A 20,741-nucleotide genomic window follows, 5' to 3' on the forward strand; every position below is an offset into this window, starting at 1 on the left:
TGCTCTTTTCTTTATATCAATGCTGCATCGATCTGTTGTACCAGTGTTGCGCGGCTGTTTCCTAGGAGGGCACTAACCACTGGGCAAGGGCAAGCCCCAATTCCACGCAGCCCAACCCCAGCAGCGGACTGCCCAACCAATAGAGCCATGCCTGTAGTGTTCTGCGCTCTCGCCAGAGGATAGCCGACTCAAGGGTAAAGGTAGAAAACGTTGTCAGGGCACCGAGAAAACCAACGGTCACCCCTTGGCTAAACCATCGCGCCATGCCAAGGTGTGTCAAACTATAGCTCAAGACTCCCATCAAAAATGCACCGCCGAGATTCACGGTGAGGGTGCCAAAAATTGGGGTACTAAAGCGGCGATCGCTCCACAGAGCAATGTAGTAACGGCCTAAGGCACCCGGCACAGCACCGATGCTAATGGCAATGACACTCTCAAGGGGTGGCATTGGGATTCTCCCAGCGATCTAAGCACCACAGGGTTAGCCCAGTGCCCAACTGCAGTGCCCCTAACCCCAACCCCGTACTGCCCAGCCAGTAGAGCATCTCACCGCTGAAGTTCCGTGCCGCCACTAGCTGGGTCTGGTCTAGCTCGTAGGAGGAGAAGGTGGTGTAAGACCCTAAAAAACCGGTGGTCAACAGCAGCCGCAGATCTGGGTGCAGGGTAAAGGTACGGGCAAACCCCAGCGGGGCGATCGCCCCCATGAGAAAACAGCCAGTCACATTGACGATGAGGGTGGGCACCGGTAACCCAGACGGGAAAAGAGGCTCTAGATACGCTTCCACAAGAAACCGGCTTAACGCCCCTGGAATTGCGCCCAAGGCCACCGCCAAGGCTGGGCGCAGCACGGGATGAATCGTGATCACGATCTCGCCTCCTCCACAATCAGTACCGGACGGGTGGATGCCTCAAGAATACTCTGGCACACCGACCCCATCAATACCCGCTTGAACGCGCCTTGGCCATGCTTACCGAGAATAATCTCTGCCACATTGTACAGTTGGGCTGTAGCTAGGATGGCTTCGGTCACCGGCCCTGCAGTGACAATCAGCCGGTGGCGAATATCCGCAAGGAACTGGTTGGCGTAGGCTTCAATGGTGGCAACCGCCTTGGGGTCAGGGACATCCTGCACATGGAGGACAATCACTTCCGCATCGGCGCGCCGCGCTAATTCCGCCGTCTTTTGCAGCACTGTCGCTGTAACGCTGGAAGTATCCACCGGTGCCAGCAGGACAATACGCGGCTGCAGCAGCACTTTCGTCGGATCCACCTCCCCCTTTTGCAGTAGTTTGGGGGCAAAGGTGGGAATCGCCCACGCCCCCAAAGGCGCAGTCACAAGGATCGAGAGAACGGCGATCGCCAGCATTGTCTCGCCCCCGGCGATACCGGCACTCAAGGGAAGCGCACCAATCGCCGCTTGCACCGTTGCCTTGGCGGAATTACCAGGAAGTAAAAATAATCGTTCGGCAGGAGTCCAATTACTGCCCAAGGTGGAGAGATACCAGCCCAGACCCCGGCCAATCAACGTTCCCACCAGCAAAATCAGTAGCCCTATCCCTAGGGACTGCTCCAAAACCCCCAACTGAACACTAGCGCCCAGGAGCACAAACAGAAAAATTTCTGCCACCTGCCACAGTACATCAAAGCCCCCCCGCAACTGCCGTGCTAAGGGAGCATCCATGTCGATAAGGAAAAAGCCTGCACTCATCACCGCCAAATAGCCCGAAAATAGGGGAAGTCGAGGAGCCAAGCCCACCGCTGCCAAGGCCACCCCTGCGGTCACTAGAGTCGTTTGCACGCGGTTCTGCGCCCAATGTTGCCGCACCAGCAAGAGCACCAGTGCCCGTGCCAACCCATAGCCCACAATCAACCCGCCGCCAATTTCCAGCAGTGCTTGCACCGTCACCGCGACTGCGGGGGCAACCCATCGAACGGAAGCCCCCCCTGTTCCGTTCCCATAAGTAAGCTAAACAGCAGCAACACCAGCACATCCGACAGGGCACTGCCAGAGAGGATGGCATCACTAATTCCCTTATCTACCCCCCAACCCAAACTCTTGAGCCGCAGCATCCCCGGCACAATGACTGCGGGAGACTCCGGTGCCACGATCGCCCCCAACAATAGCCCCTGCCGCAGATCGAAACCCAGTAGCACCATCGCCACAAGAGCCACCACCGCCATTTCACACAATGCCGGTAAAATTCCTAGGCGCAGTGCCACCGTTCCCTGCTGTGCCAACTTCTGACGGTCGAGACCTAACCCCGCCTTCATCAAAATCACCATCACCGCAACAGCGCGGAACACCGGTGCTGCTGTCAACACATCCGGGTGCAATAGGTTCATCACCGCGGGGCCTAGGAGAATGCCAACCAAAATCATGCCAATCAGAGCCGGTGCGCCTAGCCGCCGTACCAATTGACCACTAAAAAAGCCCAACACCAAGATCAGGGCAAGGGTTTCGAGGGGAGTTGACATGGTAGTAAGCTTAGTCTTAGCAGCAATTCCTACCATACTGGATAGCAGAACGGTGACGAATCCAAGAGCCGCTAGCATTCACCGTCAATCCCTTATAGACGGTGTGGGCGGGCTAAAACCCCTCCGCTTTAGCGAGGGGATACAGCCAACTCAGGGGGCTTTAGCCCTCTCTGTGTGTTAAACTAAAGACGTGGAAAGTAGGCGTATCAACTACGCGAAGAGACATCCTAGTACGGAGAAATCCCGGCAAGTAAGTCACTACCGCTTTAGCGGCAAGCCTAAACCACTGCAAGCAATGGCAGGATGTTGAGCGTATCGAATTGGCTAGTGTTGAAAAGCGCGAAACCACGAACCGAAACATAAACGTAGTCCCAATAGCGGAAATGCTTGAGGTGAGTAGGGGGTCTTTGACTGCCCCCACCCGCATTAAGTTGTGGGTGACAGCTCAAGGGAAAAGCGAAGCAACGCGGCTTCAGCCCGTTGCGTAGCATCCTTTGGGAATCCCCTCTCTTTCAAGGAGGGGAGAAGTCAAAAGTGCTGGCTCATTTGCGGAGCGCCCTTTAGATGACGTACTGCTTGGGAATTCTCACCACATCGGGGTTAGTGATGGCGGCAGACTCTCGCACCAATGCGGGAGTGGATTATATTTCCACCTATCAAAAACTCTTTGACTTTTCGGTGCCCGGTGAGCGGGTGATTGTCATTTGTACAGCGGGCAATCTCTCGATTACTCAAGAAGTATTGACGCTGATCCGCCGCGATCTGAAGGGGCAGTTAGAGCATAGCCTGAATACCCTACCCAATATGTACGAGGTGGTGCGCTATGTGGGCAGCAAGCTGCGGGAGGTAAGCGATACCCATCGGCCATGGTTAAGCAAGGACAACATTGACCACCAGTGTACATTTTTGGTAGGGGGGCAAATTCGCGGTGAAGAGCCGTTTTTATACCTCATTTACAGCCAAGGCAATTTCCTGCAAGCCACTCCAGAAACCCCATTCCTCCAAATTGGCGAAACCAAGTATGGCAAACCAATTCTAGACCGGACACTGCGGTTTGACACACCAGTGGATGCTGCGGCAAAGTATGCCTTGCTGTCCTTAGACTCAACCATGAAATCGAATATTTCCGTGGGGCCGCCCCTCGATTTGATTATGTACCGTACCAATAGCTTTGAAATTGGCCACCGCGCGGAATTTGTGTTGGGGGATCCCTTTTTGGTGAAGGTGCGCAAGTTTTGGGAGGCGTCTTTGCGGCGTGCCTTTGAAGAGATGCCAGACATCGAGTGGAATCGCTCTCATTCGTCTCCCTCGTCGTCGCTGGTGTTACCTGTCCCGGATGCGATCGCGACGGATTAGGAGAGCGCGTACCCATGGATACAGGGTTGGCACAACAAATTGCGGCATTGGGGCTGGGGCATATTCGGCGGCATCTTTTCCTGTGTGCGGATCAAACAAAGCCGCTTTGCTGCTCTAAGGAGGTGGGGCTAGCGGCGTGGGACTATCTAAAGCAACGCCTAAAAGACTTGGAACTAGATCACCCCCAGCCGCAGGGGTGTATTTTCCGCACTAAGGCGAATTGTTTACGGGTGTGTCGGCAGGGGCCGATTCTGGTGGTCTATCCCGATGGGGTGTGGTACCACTCCGCAACCCCTGAGGTGATTGAGCGGGTGATTCAGGAGCATGTGCTGGGGGGGCAAATCGTCCAAGAGTATCTGCTGGCATCACCTGAGCGCGAAACAGGAGGCGATCGCCCCACCAATAGCCCTGATGGGTGATGCGAACGGGGGTGCCTTCTTGCAGCTGACCTGAATCACTCTGGTGCTGCTGGGGGTCAAAGGGGACAATGGCTCCCACCTCGCCAATAGGCGTCACACCCCACTGGTCTAGTAGCTGAAAGATGGGTTTGACAAGGGGCAAGATGCGCTGGGCAGGGGCAGCCGGGTTTTGGGTGGCCGCATGGGCTGCCGTGGGCCAAAAGCGCAAAAACGGCTCTAGGGTGTGCAGGGCACGGTACTGGAGGTCAGCCTCGATCGCCGGGGCATCGTAGAGCCACTGCCAAAAGGCTAAAGGAGACAGTGACAAGATTCGGGCAAGGTGCTCAAGGGTCTCAAGGCGCAGCCGTTGCAGATCCCCAACCCAGATGGCATGGCTTTGGGCACGGGTAAAGCCATAGCGGCGCAGATGACTTTTGCAGGTAATGCCAAGGCTGGCAAGACGGGACTGGAGTTTGCTCGCAGGGTGCATAGTTACATGAGTCGCTGACCGCTGTGATCATCAAAGAAATGCAGGTGCGCTGGGTCGGGGTGCAGGTACAGGCGATCGCCCCGGCCAATGGCATGGTGGCCACTGAGCCGCACCCGCCATGGGGTTGCACTGTGCTCGAGGTGAACCGTCAGCCCTGTTTCGTGGCCGAGGGATTCGACGAAAGCAACCTCAACTGCAATGGCTGATTCAGTAGCGGTTCCTAAGCGTAAATGTTCAGGGCGGATGCCGAGCCACACTTGCCTTTCGCGGCAGGCACCGAAGAGAGCCTGCTGTTGTTGTGTGAGGGGATACTGCCATCCGTTGGCTTGGATGCCAGTCGCCGTTACGGTCACCGGTAAAAAGTTCATGGGAGGAGAGCCAATAAACTCAGCAACAAAGCGGTTGGCGGGGTGTTGATACAGTTCAAGGGGAGCAGCAATTTGCTGAATTTTGCCTTGATTGAGCACGACGATGCGATCGCCCATGGTCATGGCCTCGGTTTGATCATGGGTGACATAGAGAGTGGTGACCCCTAGCTGCTGCTGGAGTTGAACAATTTGGCCACGGGTTTCGGTGCGCAGCTTCGCATCCAAATTGGAGAGGGGCTCATCCATTAAAAAAACCTGCGGATTGCGGGCCATGGCTCGCCCCAGCGCCACCCGCTGTTTCTGCCCGCCGGAAAGTTGTTTGGGGTAGCGCCACAACAAATGGTCAATTTGCAACATCTGGGCAATGGTGACGACCCGCTGATGGATCGCACGCTCCCGGGCAAAGGAACATTGCAATCCCTTGGGCAGTGGGCGGGTCCAGCGGGTGAGGGTGGCCTCAAGCGGGGCAGGCAGGAGACTGCCGACATTGATTTGGGGGCTGCGACGCAGGCCAAACGCTAAATTGTCATAGACCGTCAGGTGGGGGTAGAGGGCATAACTTTGAAAGACCATGGCAATGTCGCGGGCTTTGGGAGGTAGGCCATTGACGATGCGATCGCCCACCCAAATGGTTCCCTGCGTCGGCTGATCTAAGCCAGCAATTAAGCGCAGTAACGTACTTTTGCCGCAGCCAGACGGCCCCACCAATACTAAGAACTCCCCCGCGGCGATCGTGAGATCAATGCTGTCAAGAACGGTGACCTCACCGCCCCGCTGCGGATCGCGATACATTTTTGTTAGTTGTTCAAGCCGTACACCACTCACGATCGCTATCCTTCTTTGACCATGCGGGCAATCGTTTCCGCCCGTAGGTAGGGGTCAGGACCAAAGGGTAGAATCTCATAGACGTCATTTTCTGGCAAGCGCATGAGTTGCACAGAGTCCTCCTCCCGGTAAATGACATAGACCCCCGGCGACCACGTCTTGGCACTGCGAACCGGCACTGGCACATCGCGGCGCTCCTCCCCCGCGCAGGCCAGCCGCACCACAGTGGTCTTTGGCCGGTAAACAACCTGCTCCTCACCGGTTTGGCGATCGCGAGTGCGCTTAAACAAGAAGCGATCGAGCGCCCGCGGCAGAATTTCTGTTTCTGTGCCCCCAAGCTCTAAATTGAGATCAAGGAGCTGATCCTCTAGGGTGTATTCAATGATCTGCGGTTCTGGCCTTAATGGTTGTGAATGCACTTCCGTTGTTTCAGCAGTGGCGGTGGTGGCCGCTGGTTTCACCTTTTGGACAATCTGGCTGATGTATTCCAAGTCCACCGTTGTTACTTTTTTGAAGGTGACAAACCACGAGAGCAAACTCAGGGCGATCGCCGGCTCAAGGGCAGTGATAAAGCCGTCCAAATCCAGATCATCCAGCCGAATCGCCCTCAGGGCAGCCTCGGTCTGACCCAGTACGACTGCTTCATCAAGCACAGTTAATTGCTTCAGGCTACTATAGAGCAAACGCAGATCAATCGTTTCTTGACTGCCCTGGGTAGAAATGCGGTAGGTAATGTCGTAGAGCCAATCTATCGTGACAATATCATGGCTGAGCATCCATAGGGCAACGTTAAACGCCGTTTGGGGAAAGGCCGCTTGGGCAATACTCTTGACAATCACTTGGGCGCGATCGCGGCTTAGCAGGGCAAGCAGCGCATCCTGCTTCTCAGCCTTGGTTGTGAGAGCACCATAACCAAGGAGGGCATTAAATAGCTCTTGGTCGCTGGGGAGCAACCGTACGGCAGCCGGGGGAGTCATATGCAATAGGTTACCCAAACGCTCCGAAGAATATAGCTGGTTAATTACACTCTTCCTCGCTTCGCCCAGAAGAGGATGCCTCAGGGGTTTACTCCAATATGGAACTAGGTTGTTACGCCTATCACGCAATCAATCGCTGATCTTTTTTGCTCAAGTAACTCGCTGTTGTAAAAAGGGAGTAAGTTTATTTTACCGTCAAACCGCCAGCCTAAGACAGCTAAGCGACAAGCTCCAAATCCCCTAAAAAGCTTGATGAATTCCCTATGGCCGATGCTTCCATTCACACCCAGTTCGGATATTTTTTTAAGCACGGTCAAACCACAAGACCTTAATCACGCTACCACCCACTAGCGTCACCAACCCCACAATGAAGGCCCATAACCTTGCATCAGTAGTTTTCTGCTGACTGCGTAGCTCAGTAATATCCTCCCGCAGTTCCGAGCGTAACGCCTCCACCTTGTCATCTAACACCTTGATGTCGGCCTTCAGTTCAGTCCTGACCCCGTTGATTTCAGCCCTAACCGTCTTGAATTGCTCATCGGTTCTGGCAATATGCACATCTAGCTTCTTATAGAAAATGGAGGGCACGGGAACCAGATAAACCCCCTTGCTTCAGGTCGGGGATATAGAATGGTTCCCGCGCCGCTGCAAAGCGGCAGAGTTGATCAACCCTGGCACTCCTCGATATAGCGCTTAACGGTTTGAGCCGACACATTGCCACAGGTTCCCCAATAAAACGACCTAGCCCAAAGCGGATCTTTTTGGTAGAGCTGCTTCAGCCAGGGAAACTCCATCCTAAGATGCCGTGAACTGTTCTAACAAAGCCTACAAATTTCGCATCTACCCGAATCAGGAACAGGAGCAATGCTTTGCTCACCACTTTGGCTGTGTGCGGTTTGTCTACAACCGGATGTTGGCGCTGTTCAAGGAAACGCGCCAGTTCAAGAAGAATCAGTACAAGGTGATGCTGCCCGACTTGAAGCGACAATTTGCGTGGCTGAAATACCCCAATTCACAGTCACTCCAAAGCGCCGTAGATAATCTGTATCCGAGCGCTGCACGTCTACACCACCTATAAGGGCAAGTGTCTTAAGCTTAGCTTCAGTAGCCTCCCCAGCAATGAACTACCCCGCCCCAAGCAGCGGGGTATCAGAATTGAAAACTAGAGCCTCTCATCCCGACGTCCTGCGGACAGAGGGCGGGGCTTCTCCGTAGATTAGCTAACCCTCCTAGGGCTGTTCTGAGTCCCTGAACAGGGTGTAAACTACTCCCAGCTAAAGCAGGGAGCTTTTAGTAGCCCTGCAGTTAGCAAGCCAACCGCGAGCCTCTGGGGTGGTTTACAACACCCCCAATCGACCGTTACCAGTGCCTTGAACAACCGTTTCTGGTGTCCGCAGTATAATTATAACCTAAAACAACTGAAGTTGCTAAAGGAGCTTTCCTCCCCGCACTGAAGTACGGGGCTTCCAGCCCTACCCGATGTTACCAGTGACTATGCTTGAAAAGTGTAGTCGTTATGAGTATGATTTATATAGAAAGTCTAGAAAGTCATGCTGACTCCGATCCACCAAACCGGAGTTCATTGGTTGAGGGGTCAATCTAGACCGTCAGTAATCCTTTAGGAGATGACCATGCTCAACGTTCGACCTGCAGCAACCCGGGGCACGACTCAGTTTGATTGGCTAGAAAGTTACCACAGCTTTTCCTTTGGGCACTACTATGACCCCGACCACATGGGCTTTAGTGTGCAGGTCCATGGCCTGACCCTCAATACCGGTGATGGCCTCGCCATTGACCAAGAACCCCAACTCTTGGCTGAAGGGATCAGCAGCGCGGAGCTTCTCCTGTTTGACGTGCCTGCAAGCCCTGAGGGGTCACTGTAGAATGGGGCAAGATAGAGCAACGCCACCCCTGAGTTCAAGACTACTCACACTGCCAACCTGTACTCATACTGAGTATGTTTCAAGAATATTACAACCCACCATAATGGAGGCTGAAATGACCACTACAACGACGTTGAAAGAGCAGGTCTTAATGACCCTCAAACGCCAACAAGCCAATGCCCTCGTCCTGTACTTAAACTACAAAAAGTATCACTGGCTTACCTATGGCCCACTGTTCCGTGAGTTGCACCTGCTGTTTGAGGAGCAAGGCGCAGCCGTATTTGCCAGCATCGATGAACTGGCAGAGCGCAGCTTGATCCTAGACGGTCAACCCGTGGCCGACCCAGCAGACTACTTGGGGACGGCAACTGTGACCCCTTCTAGTGGCCAATTAACGGTCAAGGCCATGATTGAAGAGGCGATCGCCAACCATGAGTTGATCATCACCGAAATGCACCAAGATGCGGATGTGGCCACAGAAGCCGGGGATATTGGCACTGCGGATCTCTATACCCGCTTGGTGCAAACCCACCAAAAACACCGTTGGTTTCTCAAGGAGCTACTCGCCAAGGGTGACGGTTTAGTGAGCTAGGATATGCATCGGCAGGAGCTGCCCTCAGGCCTCCTGCGGGTGCCAGTTAACTCGTGGCGGCTGGGTCTCAAGAGTTTTGGGGCGCCAAATAATAAGCCGATGATGAGATTCGAACTCACGACCGCTCGATTACGAATCGAGTGCTCTACCACTGAGCTACATCGGCTTGCAAAAGCATAGATCATCCTAACACGATCGCCCCGTGTCAACCAGATCAGTCCAAAAATCTGGCGATCGCTCCCTTGTTTCATCTTGCCCCAAGGGATACAATGGATGATTGTGTTAATTAACGAGTTAAGAAAATCACTTGGCAAACGTTGTCGTTGTTGGTGCCCAGTGGGGCGACGAAGGTAAGGGTAAAATTACCGATCTCCTGAGTAAGTCTGCCGATGTGGTGGTGCGCTATCAGGGGGGGTAAACGCAGGTCATACCATTGTTGTCAATGAGCAGACCCTGAAACTACACCTCATTCCCTCGGGAATTCTCTACCCCGATACCCAGTGCATTATTGGTGCTGGAACGGTTGTGGATCCGAAGGTCTTGCTCGAAGAGATTGAGCAACTCGAACGCCTAGGCGTAGCCACAGCAAATTTGCTCATTGCGGAAACAGCACACGTTACGATGCCCTACCATCGCCAACTGGATATTGCCGCCGAGGAGCGGCGCGGCTCCCGGCGCATTGGCACCACAGGGCGTGGCATTGGCCCCACCTATGCCGACAAGTCGGAACGTACTGGCTTGCGAATGCTCGATCTGCTGGATGCCGACCAGTTAGCTACCAAGTTAGAGTGGGCGATCGCCCAAAAGAACCTCATCCTTGAAAAGCTCTACGGCCTTGAGCCACTAGAGCCGCAGCCCATCATTGAGGAGTATCTCGATTACGGTCAGCGGTTGCGGTCCCACATTATCGATGGCTCTTTGTACATCGATGATGCCATTCGCCGTAAGCGCAACATCCTGTTTGAAGGTGCCCAAGGGACGCTGCTTGACTTGGATCATGGAACGTATCCCTACGTCACCTCCTCCAACCCCGTTGCTGGGGGTGCCTGTGTCGGCGCAGGCATTGGCCCCACCATGGTGGATCGGGTGATTGGGGTGGCAAAGGCCTATACAACTCGTGTGGGGGAAGGGCCGTTTCCAACCGAGCTAGTGGATGAGGTGGGAGAATGCTTGGGCAAGCGCGGTGCAGAATTTGGCACCACCACTGGGCGGCCGCGGCGTTGTGGATGGTTTGATGCGGTCATTGGCCGCTATGCGGTTCGAATTAACGGCCTCGACTGCTTGGCCATTACCAAACTCGATGTATTAGACGAGCTGCCAGAAATTAAAGTGTGTGTGGCCTACGATATTGATGGCGAGCGCTGCGAACACTTTCCCAGTAATGCCGCAAAGTTTGCCCGCTGCCAACCGATTTATGAGACGTTGCCCGGGTGGCAGCAGTCCACGAGTCACTGCCGGTCCTTGGAGGATTTACCCAAGGCGGCACTGAACTATCTTAAGTTTTTGGCTGAGATTATGTCTGTGCCCATCGCTATTGTCTCGTTGGGGGCAGAGCGCAGCCAAACCATCATTGTTGAGGATCCGATTCACGGTCCGAAGCGGGCGCTCCTCAAAGATGATGGCACCCAAGTCAACTCTGTTCTCTCGTAAATAACCCTCCGGAGTGTACGTATGCCCCGTTCCTTAGCAATTGAATGCCATCTGCGGCCTGAACATAGCAAGCCTAATGCTCTGCGGCGATCGGGTAAAACCCCGGCAGTGCTCTACGGCCACAATGGGAGTGAGTCAGTGTCCTTGGTGGTGGATACTCGCGCCGCGGAATTTCTGGTGCGGGATGCCCGAGTTCAAAAAACTGCGATCGCCCTTTCTATTCCCGATCTGCAATGGCAAGGCACGGTTGTGTTGCAAGAGGTTCAAGCGCATCCAGCTCGCGATACCCTCTACCATCTGTCATTTTTTGCGAAGGCAGCAAACTAGCGCTCCAAGAGACTTTGCGGAATTTGCTATAGTGGAGGGTATGTTAAGCAATTGTTAACAATGCCAGCCACCCTTCTTCGTTCTGCGGAACTTGCCCAACTCAACTATACCCCGGACGGCGATCGCTTCGATGCCTCGTGGGAGCCCCTCCTTTCGACCCTCCTCGGTCTTGGACGGGCAGCAGGAGCCGATCTTGTCGAATTTTTTCTGGAGCGGAACCATTATTTAGGGGTATTGGTTGAAGATGATCGCCTTACCAGTGTGTCTCCCCGAGTGAGTTTAGGAGCCGGTATTCGCGTGTTTCGCGGCACCAGTGACTGTTACGTAAGCACCAATGATCTGAGCTTTCAGGGGTTACGGGTCGCCCTCGAAAAAGCCTTGGGGTTAATGGGGCTGCTGCTCCCCAGTGCCCATGCCTACGTGCCAGAAATTCACCTCGAGTTATTGCGGGACTACGGCCAAGGGGAAAAAGAAGGGTGGCGCAGTGGCTGTAGTCCGATGGCCGAAGTGGCCGAGGTGCTGCTGGCCGGTAGCGATCGCCTACGGCAGACCACGACCCATCTGCAATCTCGCCGCTTAAGCTATTTCCGGGATTGGCAGGAAGTGATGGTAGCCGCCAGTGATGGTACCTTTGCCCGTGATATTCGCCTCACGCAGTCAGCCGTTGCCTCGGTGCTCTGTGCCGATGGGGATCACCGCGCGTCCATTGGCGATCGCAGCGGCGATACAGGTAACCCCAACTTCCTGCGCCAGTGGGACTACAGCACCCTGGCCGAGAACGTGGCCGAAGCCGCAGGTAACATGCTCTACGCTAACTATGTCGAATCCGGCACCTATCCCGTCATCATGGCCAATCAGTTTGGGGGGGTCATTTTTCATGAAGCCTGTGGTCACCTGCTAGAAACCACTCAAATTGAGCGGGGCACCACCCCATTTGCACAGCAAAAAGGCCAGCGCATTGCCCACGAAAACCTAACAGCATGGGATGAGGGTATCTCCCTAGGAGCGTTTGGCAGTATCGCCATGGACGATGAAGGGATGCCCGCCCAGCGCACCCTCCTCATTGAAAACGGCATCCTCAAAAATTTCCTGAGTGATCGCGCTGGTTCCATGCGCACGGGGCACCCCCGCACTGGCAGCGGTCGCCGTCAAAGCTATGCCTACGCAGCGGCCTCACGGATGCGCAACACCTACATTGCTCCAGGGGAGGCCAGTGTTGCGGATCTAATTGCCTCTGTGGATCGCGGTATTTACTGTAAACGAATGGGGGGCGGCAGCGTTGGTGCCACCGGCCAGTTCAACTTTGCCGTTGATGAAGCCTACTGGATTGAAAATGGTACCATCAAACAGCCGCTCAAAGGGGCAACCCTCATTGGTGAGGCCAAAGAGATCCTGCAGCGAATTTCGATGTCCGCTAATGATTTAGCCCTAGCACCGGGATTTTGTGGCTCTGTGAGTGGCAGTATCTATGTCACTGTTGGGCAACCCCATATCAAAGTGGATGCGATTACCGTGGGGGGGCGTTAAGCTAGATTGATTACTCAGGGTTATTAGTCTGAGTAAAAATACCTAAAGATTTTATATGTGAATTTTTGTGACTCTGATTACATTATGATGAGATCAGAGAGGAAGTGATAGCGGCTCCTCAGTAGGCTCGACAACCCTCACCACGTGCTTAGCTGTTTTCACTTTCTTTCTGAGACAAAAATCATTGGACTGAATGACCAGTAGCTTACTGGTCTTTTTTTTTTGCCCTTCGACCAGAATGATGAGGTTCTTCCGATGCTCGCCTCTCTTTGGACGTGCTCCTCTGCATCGACTATAGTGAGAATGAGAGTGAGACTCAGCCATGATTTGCTGGCAACGACAGATTTATCGGCTAGGACTATCGGGCAGCGTCCTTGGCTTGCTACTGGCCACCAGCGCTCAGGCTCTACCGTTACCAGAGCATTTTTACCGAGCGATCGCCAACCAAGACTGGGCAGCGCGATCGCAATTCTTGATCAAGTGATCCAGGCCAACCCACAGCAGGCCAGTGCCCTGCGGAGCTATCGCCAAGAATTGGTGCGTCTGCAACACCTACCGCGATCCGCCGCTGTGGGACACACAGCCGTGATGACTAGCCCCAGTGGCATTGCCCCCATCGTGCGGCGACAGAATGGCATTCCAGTGATTCAAGTCACGTTTAACCGGCGGTTGCGCTTTGAGATGATGGTGGACTCAGGTGCCAGCATGACAGTGATTACGCGACCCATGGCGCGTGCGTTGGGGATCACCCCTGCCCAAGTCATCGATAACTTGACATTTCATACGGCCAACGGAACGGTGGTGTTGCCCATTGTCTATGTTCAATCGATTAGTGTGGCTGGGCTGCACCGCAATCGTGTTCCTGTGGCGATCGCTGGGCTGAGATGTCCCTAGGCTTACTAGGGCAAGATTTTCTGCAGAATTATGATGTCAGTTTACGGCAAGACCATATTTACTTTCAGCGACGTTAGGAGGTGCCAGTGCTGGATACAGTGGTTCTAGCTAGCCACAACAAAGGCAAAATTCATGAATTTCAGGCGGTTCTTAAGGAATGGATTGAGACAGTGCTACCTCTGCCTGCCGGTATCGAGATTCCTGAAACCGCCGACTCATTCCATGGCAATGCCTGCCTCAAGGCGACTACCGCCGCTCAGCGCCTAGGACAATGGGCGATCGCCGACGACTCAGGGTTAGCGGTACACGCCCTTCAGGGTGCCCCCGGCATCTACTCTGCTCGTTACGGGCAACGGATCACGAACGGATTGCCCGCCTCCTCAACGAACTGGATGGGGTTAGCGATCGCCGCGCCGAGTTCATCTGCGTCATTGCCCTTGCTCGCCCCGATGGCACGATTGCTGTAACCACAGAAGGGCGCTGCCACGGCGAGATCCTTTACACCCCCCAAGGTAGCGGTGGCTTTGGCTACGATCCTATTTTTTGGGTGCCGAGTCAACAGCGCACCTTTGCCCAACTCTCCACCGCCGAAAAGCACCAAATTAGTCATCGCGGCCAAGCCTTGCAGCAGTTGCGGACTTATTTTGCCCAGCAGCTCCAGCAAACCCCGTAAATTTACGGTTGTGCCGTCTTCGTTGAAGTCATTACTGTAAAGAAAACCCTGCCTTGATCTGAGTACTTGATCTTAGTGGAGATATTCTTAATAGACATATAGCAATAGACATATAGCCTGCCTTAAGGTCTTTGCAGACTGACACAAGCAGGCATTGAGAGGATACAAAAACCTACTTGACATCAAGTCTATGCAGAACCTTCGCTCTTACGCCAAACTTGAAGCGCTCATTCCATCGGAAGGAAGAAATCGATAGCAAGTATAATTTAGGTACATAGATATTCCCGCTGTGCCCTCTGCTTTGGCAGTGCCTCCGCCGTTACTCAGTGCAAGATCATGGGCGATCGCGAACTTATTGAACAATTTGTAACAGATCTACTCCAGAAGAATTCGCGAATGCTCTCGAATCGGCACTTGCGGGTTGAGCTAACCTTTGACGAAGTGCAACTTATCTCCTACAAAGACGGCATGGTGGCACGGGTCAAAACCGATGCCCCTAATTTAGCCATTGAAGTACGAGATGCATCCCCTTTTCGCCCCCTACTCGAAGAAGTCATGGTAGGGCACAACATCTTTCAGGTGGGTATTTCGAAGTCTGCGGGCTTTTTGCGTTACGAACCCCGTACCATTCCCGAAGGCTACCTAGTGCAATATACAGAAGGGGGTGTGCTCTGGAAAGATCGCTGGGCTAGGGGAAAACGGCGCAGTGCCCTCAGTGGTGGGGGGAATTCTTTGGGGATGGATGCCATGATTCTGTATCGCGGCACATGGTATCCCATCCAGAGTGTGAATGCCGCCAATGGCTTTATATCCGTTCGTACCCTTGGCGGTGAGGCCACCTACAGCGCCTCAGACTTTGTGGTTTGGTTAAAAAAAGAAAAAAGCGAGAGCGAAGAGACCCCAAGCCAAATCACTGCCTATAAGATTGGTGAGCGACTCCCTGATGTGGACAGCGCCCCCACCCGTATTCTTGAAACAACAGAGATCGCTGCTCCAGCTACCCCTACAGTTGAGGAGAATACAGTTTTGCAACCAACACCCGCGGCTGCCGCCGATACGGACGACTACTCCATTATTGCCCCCCCACCAGTACCAGCAGTAGCTGCAACCACGAGTGCCCCACCGGTGGCACCCCAAGGGTATCCGCAGCAAAGCTATGAACAATCAGTGGGCTATCCCCACCCCGGCTACGAGTATTCCCAAGGGTATCCGCAGCAGAGCTATGAACAATCAGTGGGTTACCCCCACCCCGGCTACGAGTATTCCCAAGGGTATCCGCAGCAGAGCTATGAACAATCAGTGGGTTACCCCCATCCCAGCTACGAGTATTCCCAAGGGTATCCGCAGCAGGGCTATGAACAATCAGTGGGCTATCCCCATCCCCACTATGCCGCGAACTACCCGCCGCAGGCCTATCAGCACATTGATCCGAATATCCAAATGGCACTCACGTACCTGCAATCGAGCTTAGCTTACCTATTGCAGGTGGAACCGAAAAGCCCCCATATCCATGCAGCGATTCGGGCAACCAGTATGGCGATTCAAAACTTACTCAGCATTCTCAACCATTAGCGACTTTCGGCAAGGGGGTGTAAGCGCAGCAGAGCTTGCAGCATCGCCCATGCCGTTTTAATCTCCGGTACCCGGATTTCATCCCATTGGCCAGGCTGGCAGTAAAGGTACGGTATCAAGCGGCGTTGCTCTGCCAAGGAGAGTTCCACAAAGCAAATGCCCACCGCCACGGCGCGATCGCACCCCTGTCGCAGTGCCATTAATTGTTTGCAGTCGTACCAGCGCAATTCCGCCGCCAGCCACAAATCCCCTAGCTCACTGGGGGGACAAAACCGAAATTGGCCGCTGTCGGTAGCGACGGCCTTTACCTTATGGGAAAGTTTGCACCGTTCCAACATCAGCCGTGCGCCTCCTTCCGATAGATCAACGGTATGACCAAAATAGCGATCGCCCCCGAGGTATAACTCACAGGGTTCACGGCGCAGGAAGCGGATAAAGCGCCGTTGGGGTACATCAATGGCCACCAGCATACAGATCAGCAGCAGCGACAGGTTATACGCCGACCAAACCATATTCACCGCCAAACTGTCGGGATTCACAATCGTATCCTGTAAGCTGGAACTGCGATAGATGAGCCCCAAAATTGTAAGAACAGCAACAATCAAGAGGGGGGAAATCAATGGCCAATTGATGTGAATACGATGGGGATCCACAACCCCCTTCGGCGTGACCTTAAAGGTTTTACCACTAGGGCGGATGAGCGTCCGCACCACTGTTAAGGCCATGGGGAAGCAGATAATCGTCTCATAGACATCAGACCAAAAGGCAGATCTGCGCCCCTCCGTTAGCCACGAAAAGGCCATGATATTGCCAAGATAGTAGGGAACATAGAAATAGAGAATTTCATTGATGGTGGCTCGCAGAGGCGCTAAGCCAAAGATTAGAAAGGCGAGGGGTACCAGCAAAAACAACACCCGTGGGATAGAGAGAAGCCAGTAGATAAGGCTCAACGCGTGGGAGAGCCGTTGCAAAATCCCCAGATTGGGAGCTGTAAGAAAGTTCCCGCCCAAGAACAGCATTTGCAACGTCCCTTGTCCCCAGCGCAGTCGTTGGTTGATATAGGCACTAATGGTCTCAGGAGACATCCCTGCCGATAGGGCTTCATTGAGGTACTTTACCCGGTAGCCGAGAGCTTGCAGCTTGATGCTGGTCATGTAGTCCTCGGTGATGCTGTCGGTGGGAATGCCGCCAATTTCATCGAGCGCCGAGCGACGAATGACAAAACAGGTACCACAGCAGACCACCGAGTCAAAATAATCCCGACTGGGTTGAATGAAACGAAAGAAGAGGTTTTGCTCATTACTGAGGATGCCCTCTAGCCCTAGGTTCACCGCCACTGGGTCTTCATTGAAGAAGTGTTGCGGGGTCTGCACCAAGGCTGTTTTGGCATCTTGGAAAAAGCCCACGGTACGGGTGAGGAAGTTACGGGTGGGCATAAAATCGGCATCAAACACCGCAATTAACTCACCGCTGAGGCTGGGGAGCGCATGGTTAATGTTACCAGCCTTGGCGTGGCGGTTATCGGGGCGATCGCGATACCCACAGCCTAATTCCGCTGCAAGGGCGCGCACCGCTGGCCGTCGGGTGTCATCCAGTAAATAAATCCGTTTGTGGGGATAGTCCATGGCTTGGCAAGCAATGACGGAGCGCCGCAGAATATCCACCCCCTCATTGTAGGTGGGTAAAATCACATCGACCCACGGTACATACTCCCCCCGCAGCACCGCTTGGCTAAGACGATCCGCTTCGGGGCTGCGATCAATAGAAAAAATGCAGTGAAAGAAAAAAGCCACCGTATTGGTAACTGTGAGCAGTTCCGCTAGGAACAGCGCCACAGAGATGCTGCCATTGAGCAGATCATCCAGATTTAAGGTGGCAAATAACCGCCACAACTCGTAGCGAATCCCCAGCACGCCAAGGCCGACACTGATGATCAGCCGCGACCAGAATGTGGGCTTAGGGGATAGCTCTTTGAGTAAAAAGGTAACCGCAAGCCAAACCAATGCTGGCATGAGCAGTGCTTCGGGGGTGGTGCCATCGACGCGAAACGTTGCTTGGCCACTATGCCAGAGACCAACGACGTTCGGCCAGAGGTTACGCCAGTCGAGTTGCAGGAGCAGCACCCCCAACAGGGATGCCGCACCAAGCCCAAGTAACCCATCCTCTACGGATAAAGATGACCTGCGCATCCTTAGGAGCCAAAGACAACTTCTACACTCTGGCCAACGCCACAGAAGTTCTGGGCGCTTAGCTCTGGGGGCAAGGTGTCCAGTTGAACATCTACCGCTAGCTCGTTGCGCACTAGATCGGGAGGGGGCACAGCAATATTTTCCCCCACCTCCACTTTGCCAGGGCCACCACGAATGGCACGTACATATCCTTTAATGCGGCGATCGCTACCATCCAGTAGGCGCACTGTGGCGGCCTGACCGACTCGCAGTCGTGCATTATTCCGCTCTGCGACTAAGGCGGTTGCCCACACGTCCTGACAGTCTAGCAGTTTCACAATGGGATCGCCTGCTGCTAGCGGAATCCCTAGGGTGCCGGTTTTATGAATTACCGACCAAACCACACTGGTGGTGGGTACGGTAATGACTGCAGTTCGTTGGAGTTGCAACTGCCGGTTAATGTTGGCAATTTCGCGCTGCAGTTCGGCAATGGTGGTCTCGCGCTCTAGAATCTCGACCTCCAGATCGACCACCTCTAACTGCAAATCAATGAGGCGAATTTGCGGAAAACTAAAGGTGCGAGAGGCATCTAGTTGCAGTCCTTGGCGTGCCGCTTGCAGGGCAATTTGTTGGCGCTGGAGTTCTGCTTGTTTACTCTCAACAATTTTGGCAGCCTGTTGGGCGCGGGAGACAGCATCATCCGCTAGCTGTCGTGCCACAGCCCCCGATTGGGCTAAACTGCTGTAGCGATCTGCCTCAATGCGGGCAAAGGCAAGGGCTTCTTGGGCTTGCCGTAGTTCGCCGAGACTGCGCCGCACCGCCTCTTGGCCATAGCGGACTTCTAGTGTCTGCTGGCTTTGTTGGTAGCGATCCATTGCCTGAATCAGAGCTTGACGGCTCTTACGTTTGCGCTCGAGGGCTTGGCGCTGACTGCGGGCAACCTGTAAACGGGTTTCTAAATTTTGGCGATCGGTTTCTAACTGTGGGTTGCGATCGTTGCGGATGATGCCAATTTTGGTGCCAGCGGTAAGGGAGTCGCCCGGACGCAGGAAATTTAAGGTTGCGGTTCCCGGAATGGTAGCGTAAAGGGTGATCACCGTACCGTTAAGATACCCGACACGACTGACCACATGGCGCTGCCGCCACCACAGTAAATAAATGGCTAAACCAATGAGGGTCACTCCTAACCCAATACGTAAAATGCGAAAAATACGGCGGCGCTGGTTAAGCTCAGGCGGTTTAACTGGCGCGGAGGCAGGGGAGGGCAGCACTTCCATACAATATCAGGGAAACCGTACTTAGAGGGCTGTGTATGAAGAACTCCCGACTGTCATCTTCATTGAGTCAACACAACTCAGTAGAAAGCGGGCTTTACGCTTCACACACTTGCCCGTACAGAGGCCTTGGCGTGCTGCCACCGTGCGACCCACAGCGGAGACACATCAGGGAAACTCTCCAGGGATTTAATTTTTCTATAGTCTATTGTACATAGAGGGATAGCTTGGTAGCCCCGTACTAAAGTACGGGGTGGAAAAGCCCGCAAGCGACTTTAGTTGCTCTGTGCTAATCTATACCTAATCGCCATCCTTGGTGAAAAACCCAATCGGCGACAGTTGTTACAAGTAAGCAGAACTTTGGGGCTTTGCCTCAAGGAACTGTGTAGGGGCGGTTTGCTCACGCCTTTACGAGTTCGTTTGTGGACTGCGTAAGAATCCCCCGACTTTAGTCGGTGGGAGTGTCAAAACCCTGTGGTGCCCGTGGAGCGCATCCTACTCTTAGAAGACGAAACCGAACTAGCGGAACCGTTAGGGCGAGTGCTACACCAAGAAGGGTATTGGGTTGACTTGGCCCATGATGGTACAACTGCCCACACCTATTGGCAAACTCAACGCCCCTACAGCCTGCTGATTTTAGATTGGATGGTGCCCCCGCCAACGGGGCTGGAACTCTGTACCCTGTTGCGCCAAGCAGGGGATGACACGCCCGTCCTTTTTCTGACGGCTCGTGACACCCTCGATGATCGGGTTTGTGGTCTCGATGCTGGTGCGGATGACTACTTGGTCAAACCTTTTGAATTGCGGGAGCTGCTGGCACGAGTGCGGGCACTACTACGGCGGCGACAAAGCACTCCGAGTACAGTGTTATGTTGGCAGGATTTACGGCTTGATCTCGACAATCGCCTTGCCTACCGTGGCCAACAGTGCGTTAGCCTCTCTGAAAAAGAGATGACCTTGCTGGCACTGTTCCTACAACACCCAACCGAGCTGCTGACCCATGAGTTTATTGCCAAGCAGTTGTGGCCGGGGCAACGGGTGGTGAATCGCAATCTGTTGGCAGCACAAATTCGCCTGCTCCGGCGTAAAATTGAGCACCCCGGTGAGCCTTCCCTGATCCAAACGATTTACGGTCAAGGCTACTGCCTCCGGCCTCTTGCCAGTGCCCAGTAAACCACCCTCAGCCTGTCAAGGCTATCCAGTCGGTCGATGAGCCTCAAGCGTCTTTGGCATAGGGTTCATTTCAACGTCAAACCGCTAGGGAATCGCAGTTGGGGGCGATCGCCACCACA

20 protein-coding genes, 1 tRNA gene and 4 pseudogenes are annotated in these 20,741 nt (G+C 54.1%); 14 read left to right on the forward strand and 11 right to left on the reverse strand.

What is annotated here, in order from left to right:
• Nucleotides 1-61 precede the first annotated feature (61 nt).
• From BRW62_RS09045 to BRW62_RS14020, 4 genes are read right to left on the reverse strand one after another with little or no spacing between them, the layout of a single operon-like run.
• Nucleotides 62-448 (reverse strand): fluoride efflux transporter FluC, encoded by a 387-nt coding sequence (locus BRW62_RS09045; protein ID WP_099799156.1) that lies wholly within the window; start codon nucleotides 446-448, stop codon nucleotides 62-64.
• A complete protein-coding gene (crcB, locus tag BRW62_RS09050; protein WP_198405980.1) occupies nucleotides 435-866 on the reverse strand; it encodes a fluoride efflux transporter CrcB in 432 nt (143 codons plus the stop codon). Before crcB ends, BRW62_RS09045 begins: the two co-directional genes overlap by 14 nt.
• The gene (locus tag BRW62_RS14015; RefSeq protein WP_227517339.1) at nucleotides 863-1,906 is read right to left on the reverse strand and encodes a universal stress protein; all 1,044 of its coding nucleotides are present in this window, start codon (nucleotides 1,904-1,906) and stop codon (nucleotides 863-865) included. Before BRW62_RS14015 ends, crcB begins: the two co-directional genes overlap by 4 nt.
• Nucleotides 1,903-2,475 carry a cation:proton antiporter domain-containing protein gene (locus BRW62_RS14020; protein WP_227517340.1) on the reverse strand — a complete coding sequence of 191 codons (573 nt, stop codon included), beginning with the start codon at nucleotides 2,473-2,475 and terminating at the stop codon, nucleotides 1,903-1,905. Before BRW62_RS14020 ends, BRW62_RS14015 begins: the two co-directional genes overlap by 4 nt.
• A 564-nt stretch (nucleotides 2,476-3,039) precedes the next feature.
• Between BRW62_RS14020 and BRW62_RS09060 the strand changes: the two genes are divergently transcribed.
• Together BRW62_RS09060 and BRW62_RS15280 are read left to right on the forward strand one after the other, a co-directional pair.
• Nucleotides 3,040-3,831 (forward strand): proteasome-type protease, encoded by a 792-nt coding sequence (locus BRW62_RS09060; RefSeq protein ID WP_099799157.1) that lies wholly within the window; start codon nucleotides 3,040-3,042, stop codon nucleotides 3,829-3,831.
• Between the two features lie 14 nt (nucleotides 3,832-3,845).
• The gene (locus tag BRW62_RS15280; protein WP_099799158.1) at nucleotides 3,846-4,250 is read left to right on the forward strand and encodes a (2Fe-2S) ferredoxin domain-containing protein; all 405 of its coding nucleotides are present in this window, start codon (nucleotides 3,846-3,848) and stop codon (nucleotides 4,248-4,250) included.
• A gap of 471 nt (nucleotides 4,251-4,721) precedes the next feature.
• On the opposite strand, the gene BRW62_RS09070 is transcribed toward BRW62_RS15280, so the two are convergent.
• The 4 genes and pseudogenes from BRW62_RS09070 to BRW62_RS15285 all read right to left on the reverse strand — a co-directional run.
• Nucleotides 4,722-5,912: an ABC transporter ATP-binding protein gene (locus BRW62_RS09070; RefSeq protein ID WP_099799159.1), complete on the reverse strand. Its 1,191-nt coding sequence runs from the start codon at nucleotides 5,910-5,912 to the stop codon at nucleotides 4,722-4,724.
• 5 nt (nucleotides 5,913-5,917) lie between these two features.
• Entirely contained in the window at nucleotides 5,918-6,889 is a 972-nt protein-coding gene (locus tag BRW62_RS09075; RefSeq protein ID WP_099799160.1) for an HD domain-containing protein, read from the reverse strand.
• 303 nt (nucleotides 6,890-7,192) lie between these two features.
• A complete protein-coding gene (locus BRW62_RS09080) occupies nucleotides 7,193-7,477 on the reverse strand; it encodes a hemagglutinin (protein ID WP_198405981.1) in 285 nt (94 codons plus the stop codon).
• A 77-nt stretch (nucleotides 7,478-7,554) separates the two neighbouring features.
• Nucleotides 7,555-7,689 (reverse strand): annotated as a pseudogene (locus tag BRW62_RS15285) (transposase); the annotation flags it as partial.
• A gap of 5 nt (nucleotides 7,690-7,694) precedes the next feature.
• Here BRW62_RS15285 and BRW62_RS15290 point away from each other — a divergent pair.
• The 4 genes and pseudogenes from BRW62_RS15290 to BRW62_RS09100 all read left to right on the forward strand — a co-directional run bounded on the left by BRW62_RS15290 (nucleotide 7,695) and on the right by BRW62_RS09100 (nucleotide 9,364).
• On the forward strand, nucleotides 7,695-7,967 hold the full coding sequence (locus BRW62_RS15290; protein ID WP_099799162.1) for a helix-turn-helix domain-containing protein: 273 nt from the start codon (nucleotides 7,695-7,697) through the stop codon (nucleotides 7,965-7,967).
• Between the two features lie 553 nt (nucleotides 7,968-8,520).
• Nucleotides 8,521-8,634: pseudogene (locus BRW62_RS15295) on the forward strand (pirin family protein); the annotation flags it as partial.
• Entirely contained in the window at nucleotides 8,623-8,772 is a 150-nt protein-coding gene (locus tag BRW62_RS15300; RefSeq protein ID WP_376787943.1) for a pirin family protein, read from the forward strand. The pseudogene BRW62_RS15295 and the gene BRW62_RS15300, both read left to right, overlap by 12 nt.
• A gap of 115 nt (nucleotides 8,773-8,887) precedes the next feature.
• A complete protein-coding gene (locus BRW62_RS09100; protein ID WP_099799908.1) occupies nucleotides 8,888-9,364 on the forward strand; it encodes a Dps family protein in 477 nt (158 codons plus the stop codon).
• A 94-nt stretch (nucleotides 9,365-9,458) separates the two neighbouring features.
• On the opposite strand, the gene BRW62_RS09105 is transcribed toward BRW62_RS09100, so the two are convergent.
• A tRNA-Thr gene (locus tag BRW62_RS09105) sits at nucleotides 9,459-9,530 on the reverse strand.
• Nucleotides 9,531-9,671: 141 nt separating this feature from the next.
• On the opposite strand from BRW62_RS09105, the pseudogene BRW62_RS09110 reads away from it, so the two are divergent.
• The 7 genes and pseudogenes from BRW62_RS09110 (at nucleotide 9,672) to BRW62_RS09135 (ending at nucleotide 16,007) form a co-directional block, all read left to right on the forward strand.
• Nucleotides 9,672-11,014 (forward strand): annotated as a pseudogene (locus tag BRW62_RS09110) (adenylosuccinate synthase).
• Between the two features lie 21 nt (nucleotides 11,015-11,035).
• Complete coding sequence (gene rplY, locus BRW62_RS09115; protein WP_099799164.1) at nucleotides 11,036-11,341, forward strand: 50S ribosomal protein L25; 306 nt, start codon at nucleotides 11,036-11,038, stop codon at nucleotides 11,339-11,341.
• 60 nt (nucleotides 11,342-11,401) lie between these two features.
• Nucleotides 11,402-12,868, forward strand: a complete 1,467-nt coding sequence (locus BRW62_RS09120) for a TldD/PmbA family protein (protein WP_099799165.1) — start codon at nucleotides 11,402-11,404, stop codon at nucleotides 12,866-12,868.
• Nucleotides 12,869-13,190: 322 nt separating this feature from the next.
• Nucleotides 13,191-13,352: a hypothetical protein gene (locus tag BRW62_RS14025; protein WP_227517341.1), complete on the forward strand. Its 162-nt coding sequence runs from the start codon at nucleotides 13,191-13,193 to the stop codon at nucleotides 13,350-13,352.
• Nucleotides 13,349-13,762, forward strand: a complete 414-nt coding sequence (locus BRW62_RS14030) for a retropepsin-like aspartic protease family protein (protein WP_227517342.1) — start codon at nucleotides 13,349-13,351, stop codon at nucleotides 13,760-13,762. The genes BRW62_RS14025 and BRW62_RS14030 overlap by 4 nt, the downstream gene beginning before the upstream one ends.
• 89 nt (nucleotides 13,763-13,851) lie before the next feature.
• A pseudogene (rdgB, locus tag BRW62_RS09130) lies at nucleotides 13,852-14,435 on the forward strand (RdgB/HAM1 family non-canonical purine NTP pyrophosphatase).
• Between the two features lie 336 nt (nucleotides 14,436-14,771).
• On the forward strand, nucleotides 14,772-16,007 hold the full coding sequence (locus BRW62_RS09135) for a proline-rich domain-containing protein (protein WP_099799166.1): 1,236 nt from the start codon (nucleotides 14,772-14,774) through the stop codon (nucleotides 16,005-16,007).
• On the opposite strand, the gene BRW62_RS09140 is transcribed toward BRW62_RS09135, so the two are convergent.
• Together BRW62_RS09140 and BRW62_RS09145 are read right to left on the reverse strand one after the other, a co-directional pair.
• The gene (locus BRW62_RS09140) at nucleotides 16,004-18,196 is read right to left on the reverse strand and encodes a glycosyltransferase family 2 protein (RefSeq protein WP_099799167.1); all 2,193 of its coding nucleotides are present in this window, start codon (nucleotides 18,194-18,196) and stop codon (nucleotides 16,004-16,006) included. The two genes, BRW62_RS09135 and BRW62_RS09140, sit on opposite strands and share 4 nt — an antisense overlap.
• A gap of 2 nt (nucleotides 18,197-18,198) precedes the next feature.
• On the reverse strand, nucleotides 18,199-19,452 hold the full coding sequence (locus BRW62_RS09145) for an HlyD family secretion protein (RefSeq protein WP_099799168.1): 1,254 nt from the start codon (nucleotides 19,450-19,452) through the stop codon (nucleotides 18,199-18,201).
• 480 nt (nucleotides 19,453-19,932) lie between these two features.
• Between BRW62_RS09145 and BRW62_RS09150 the strand changes: the two genes are divergently transcribed.
• Nucleotides 19,933-20,622: a response regulator transcription factor gene (locus tag BRW62_RS09150; RefSeq protein WP_099799909.1), complete on the forward strand. Its 690-nt coding sequence runs from the start codon at nucleotides 19,933-19,935 to the stop codon at nucleotides 20,620-20,622.
• The last annotated feature ends 119 nt before the right edge of the window (nucleotides 20,623-20,741 follow it).

The organism is Thermostichus lividus PCC 6715, from assembly GCF_002754935.1.
In the GTDB taxonomy this organism is placed as follows: Bacteria; Cyanobacteriota; Cyanobacteriia; order Thermosynechococcales; family Thermosynechococcaceae; genus Thermosynechococcus; species Thermosynechococcus lividus.

Excerpts from the sequence above, each read along its gene's own strand:
- BRW62_RS09045 (WP_099799156.1), bottom strand. The coding sequence starts at position 448 with ATGCCACCCCTTGAGAGTGTCATTGCCATTAGCATCGGTGCTGTGCCG.
- BRW62_RS14020 (WP_227517340.1), bottom strand. The coding sequence starts at position 2,475 with ATGTCAACTCCCCTCGAAACCCTTGCCCTGATCTTGGTGTTGGGCTTT.
- BRW62_RS09060 (WP_099799157.1), top strand. The coding sequence starts at position 3,040 with ATGACGTACTGCTTGGGAATTCTCACCACATCGGGGTTAGTGATGGCG.
- BRW62_RS15280 (WP_099799158.1), top strand. The coding sequence starts at position 3,846 with ATGGATACAGGGTTGGCACAACAAATTGCGGCATTGGGGCTGGGGCAT.
- BRW62_RS09075 (WP_099799160.1), bottom strand. The coding sequence starts at position 6,889 with ATGACTCCCCCGGCTGCCGTACGGTTGCTCCCCAGCGACCAAGAGCTA.
- BRW62_RS15300 (WP_376787943.1), top strand. The coding sequence starts at position 8,623 with ATGGGCTTTAGTGTGCAGGTCCATGGCCTGACCCTCAATACCGGTGAT.
- BRW62_RS09100 (WP_099799908.1), top strand. The coding sequence starts at position 8,888 with ATGACCACTACAACGACGTTGAAAGAGCAGGTCTTAATGACCCTCAAA.
- rplY (WP_099799164.1), top strand. The coding sequence starts at position 11,036 with ATGCCCCGTTCCTTAGCAATTGAATGCCATCTGCGGCCTGAACATAGC.
- BRW62_RS09120 (WP_099799165.1), top strand. The coding sequence starts at position 11,402 with ATGCCAGCCACCCTTCTTCGTTCTGCGGAACTTGCCCAACTCAACTAT.
- BRW62_RS14025 (WP_227517341.1), top strand. The coding sequence starts at position 13,191 with ATGATTTGCTGGCAACGACAGATTTATCGGCTAGGACTATCGGGCAGC.
- BRW62_RS09135 (WP_099799166.1), top strand. The coding sequence starts at position 14,772 with ATGGGCGATCGCGAACTTATTGAACAATTTGTAACAGATCTACTCCAG.
- BRW62_RS09140 (WP_099799167.1), bottom strand. The coding sequence starts at position 18,196 with ATGCGCAGGTCATCTTTATCCGTAGAGGATGGGTTACTTGGGCTTGGT.
- BRW62_RS09145 (WP_099799168.1), bottom strand. The coding sequence starts at position 19,452 with ATGGAAGTGCTGCCCTCCCCTGCCTCCGCGCCAGTTAAACCGCCTGAG.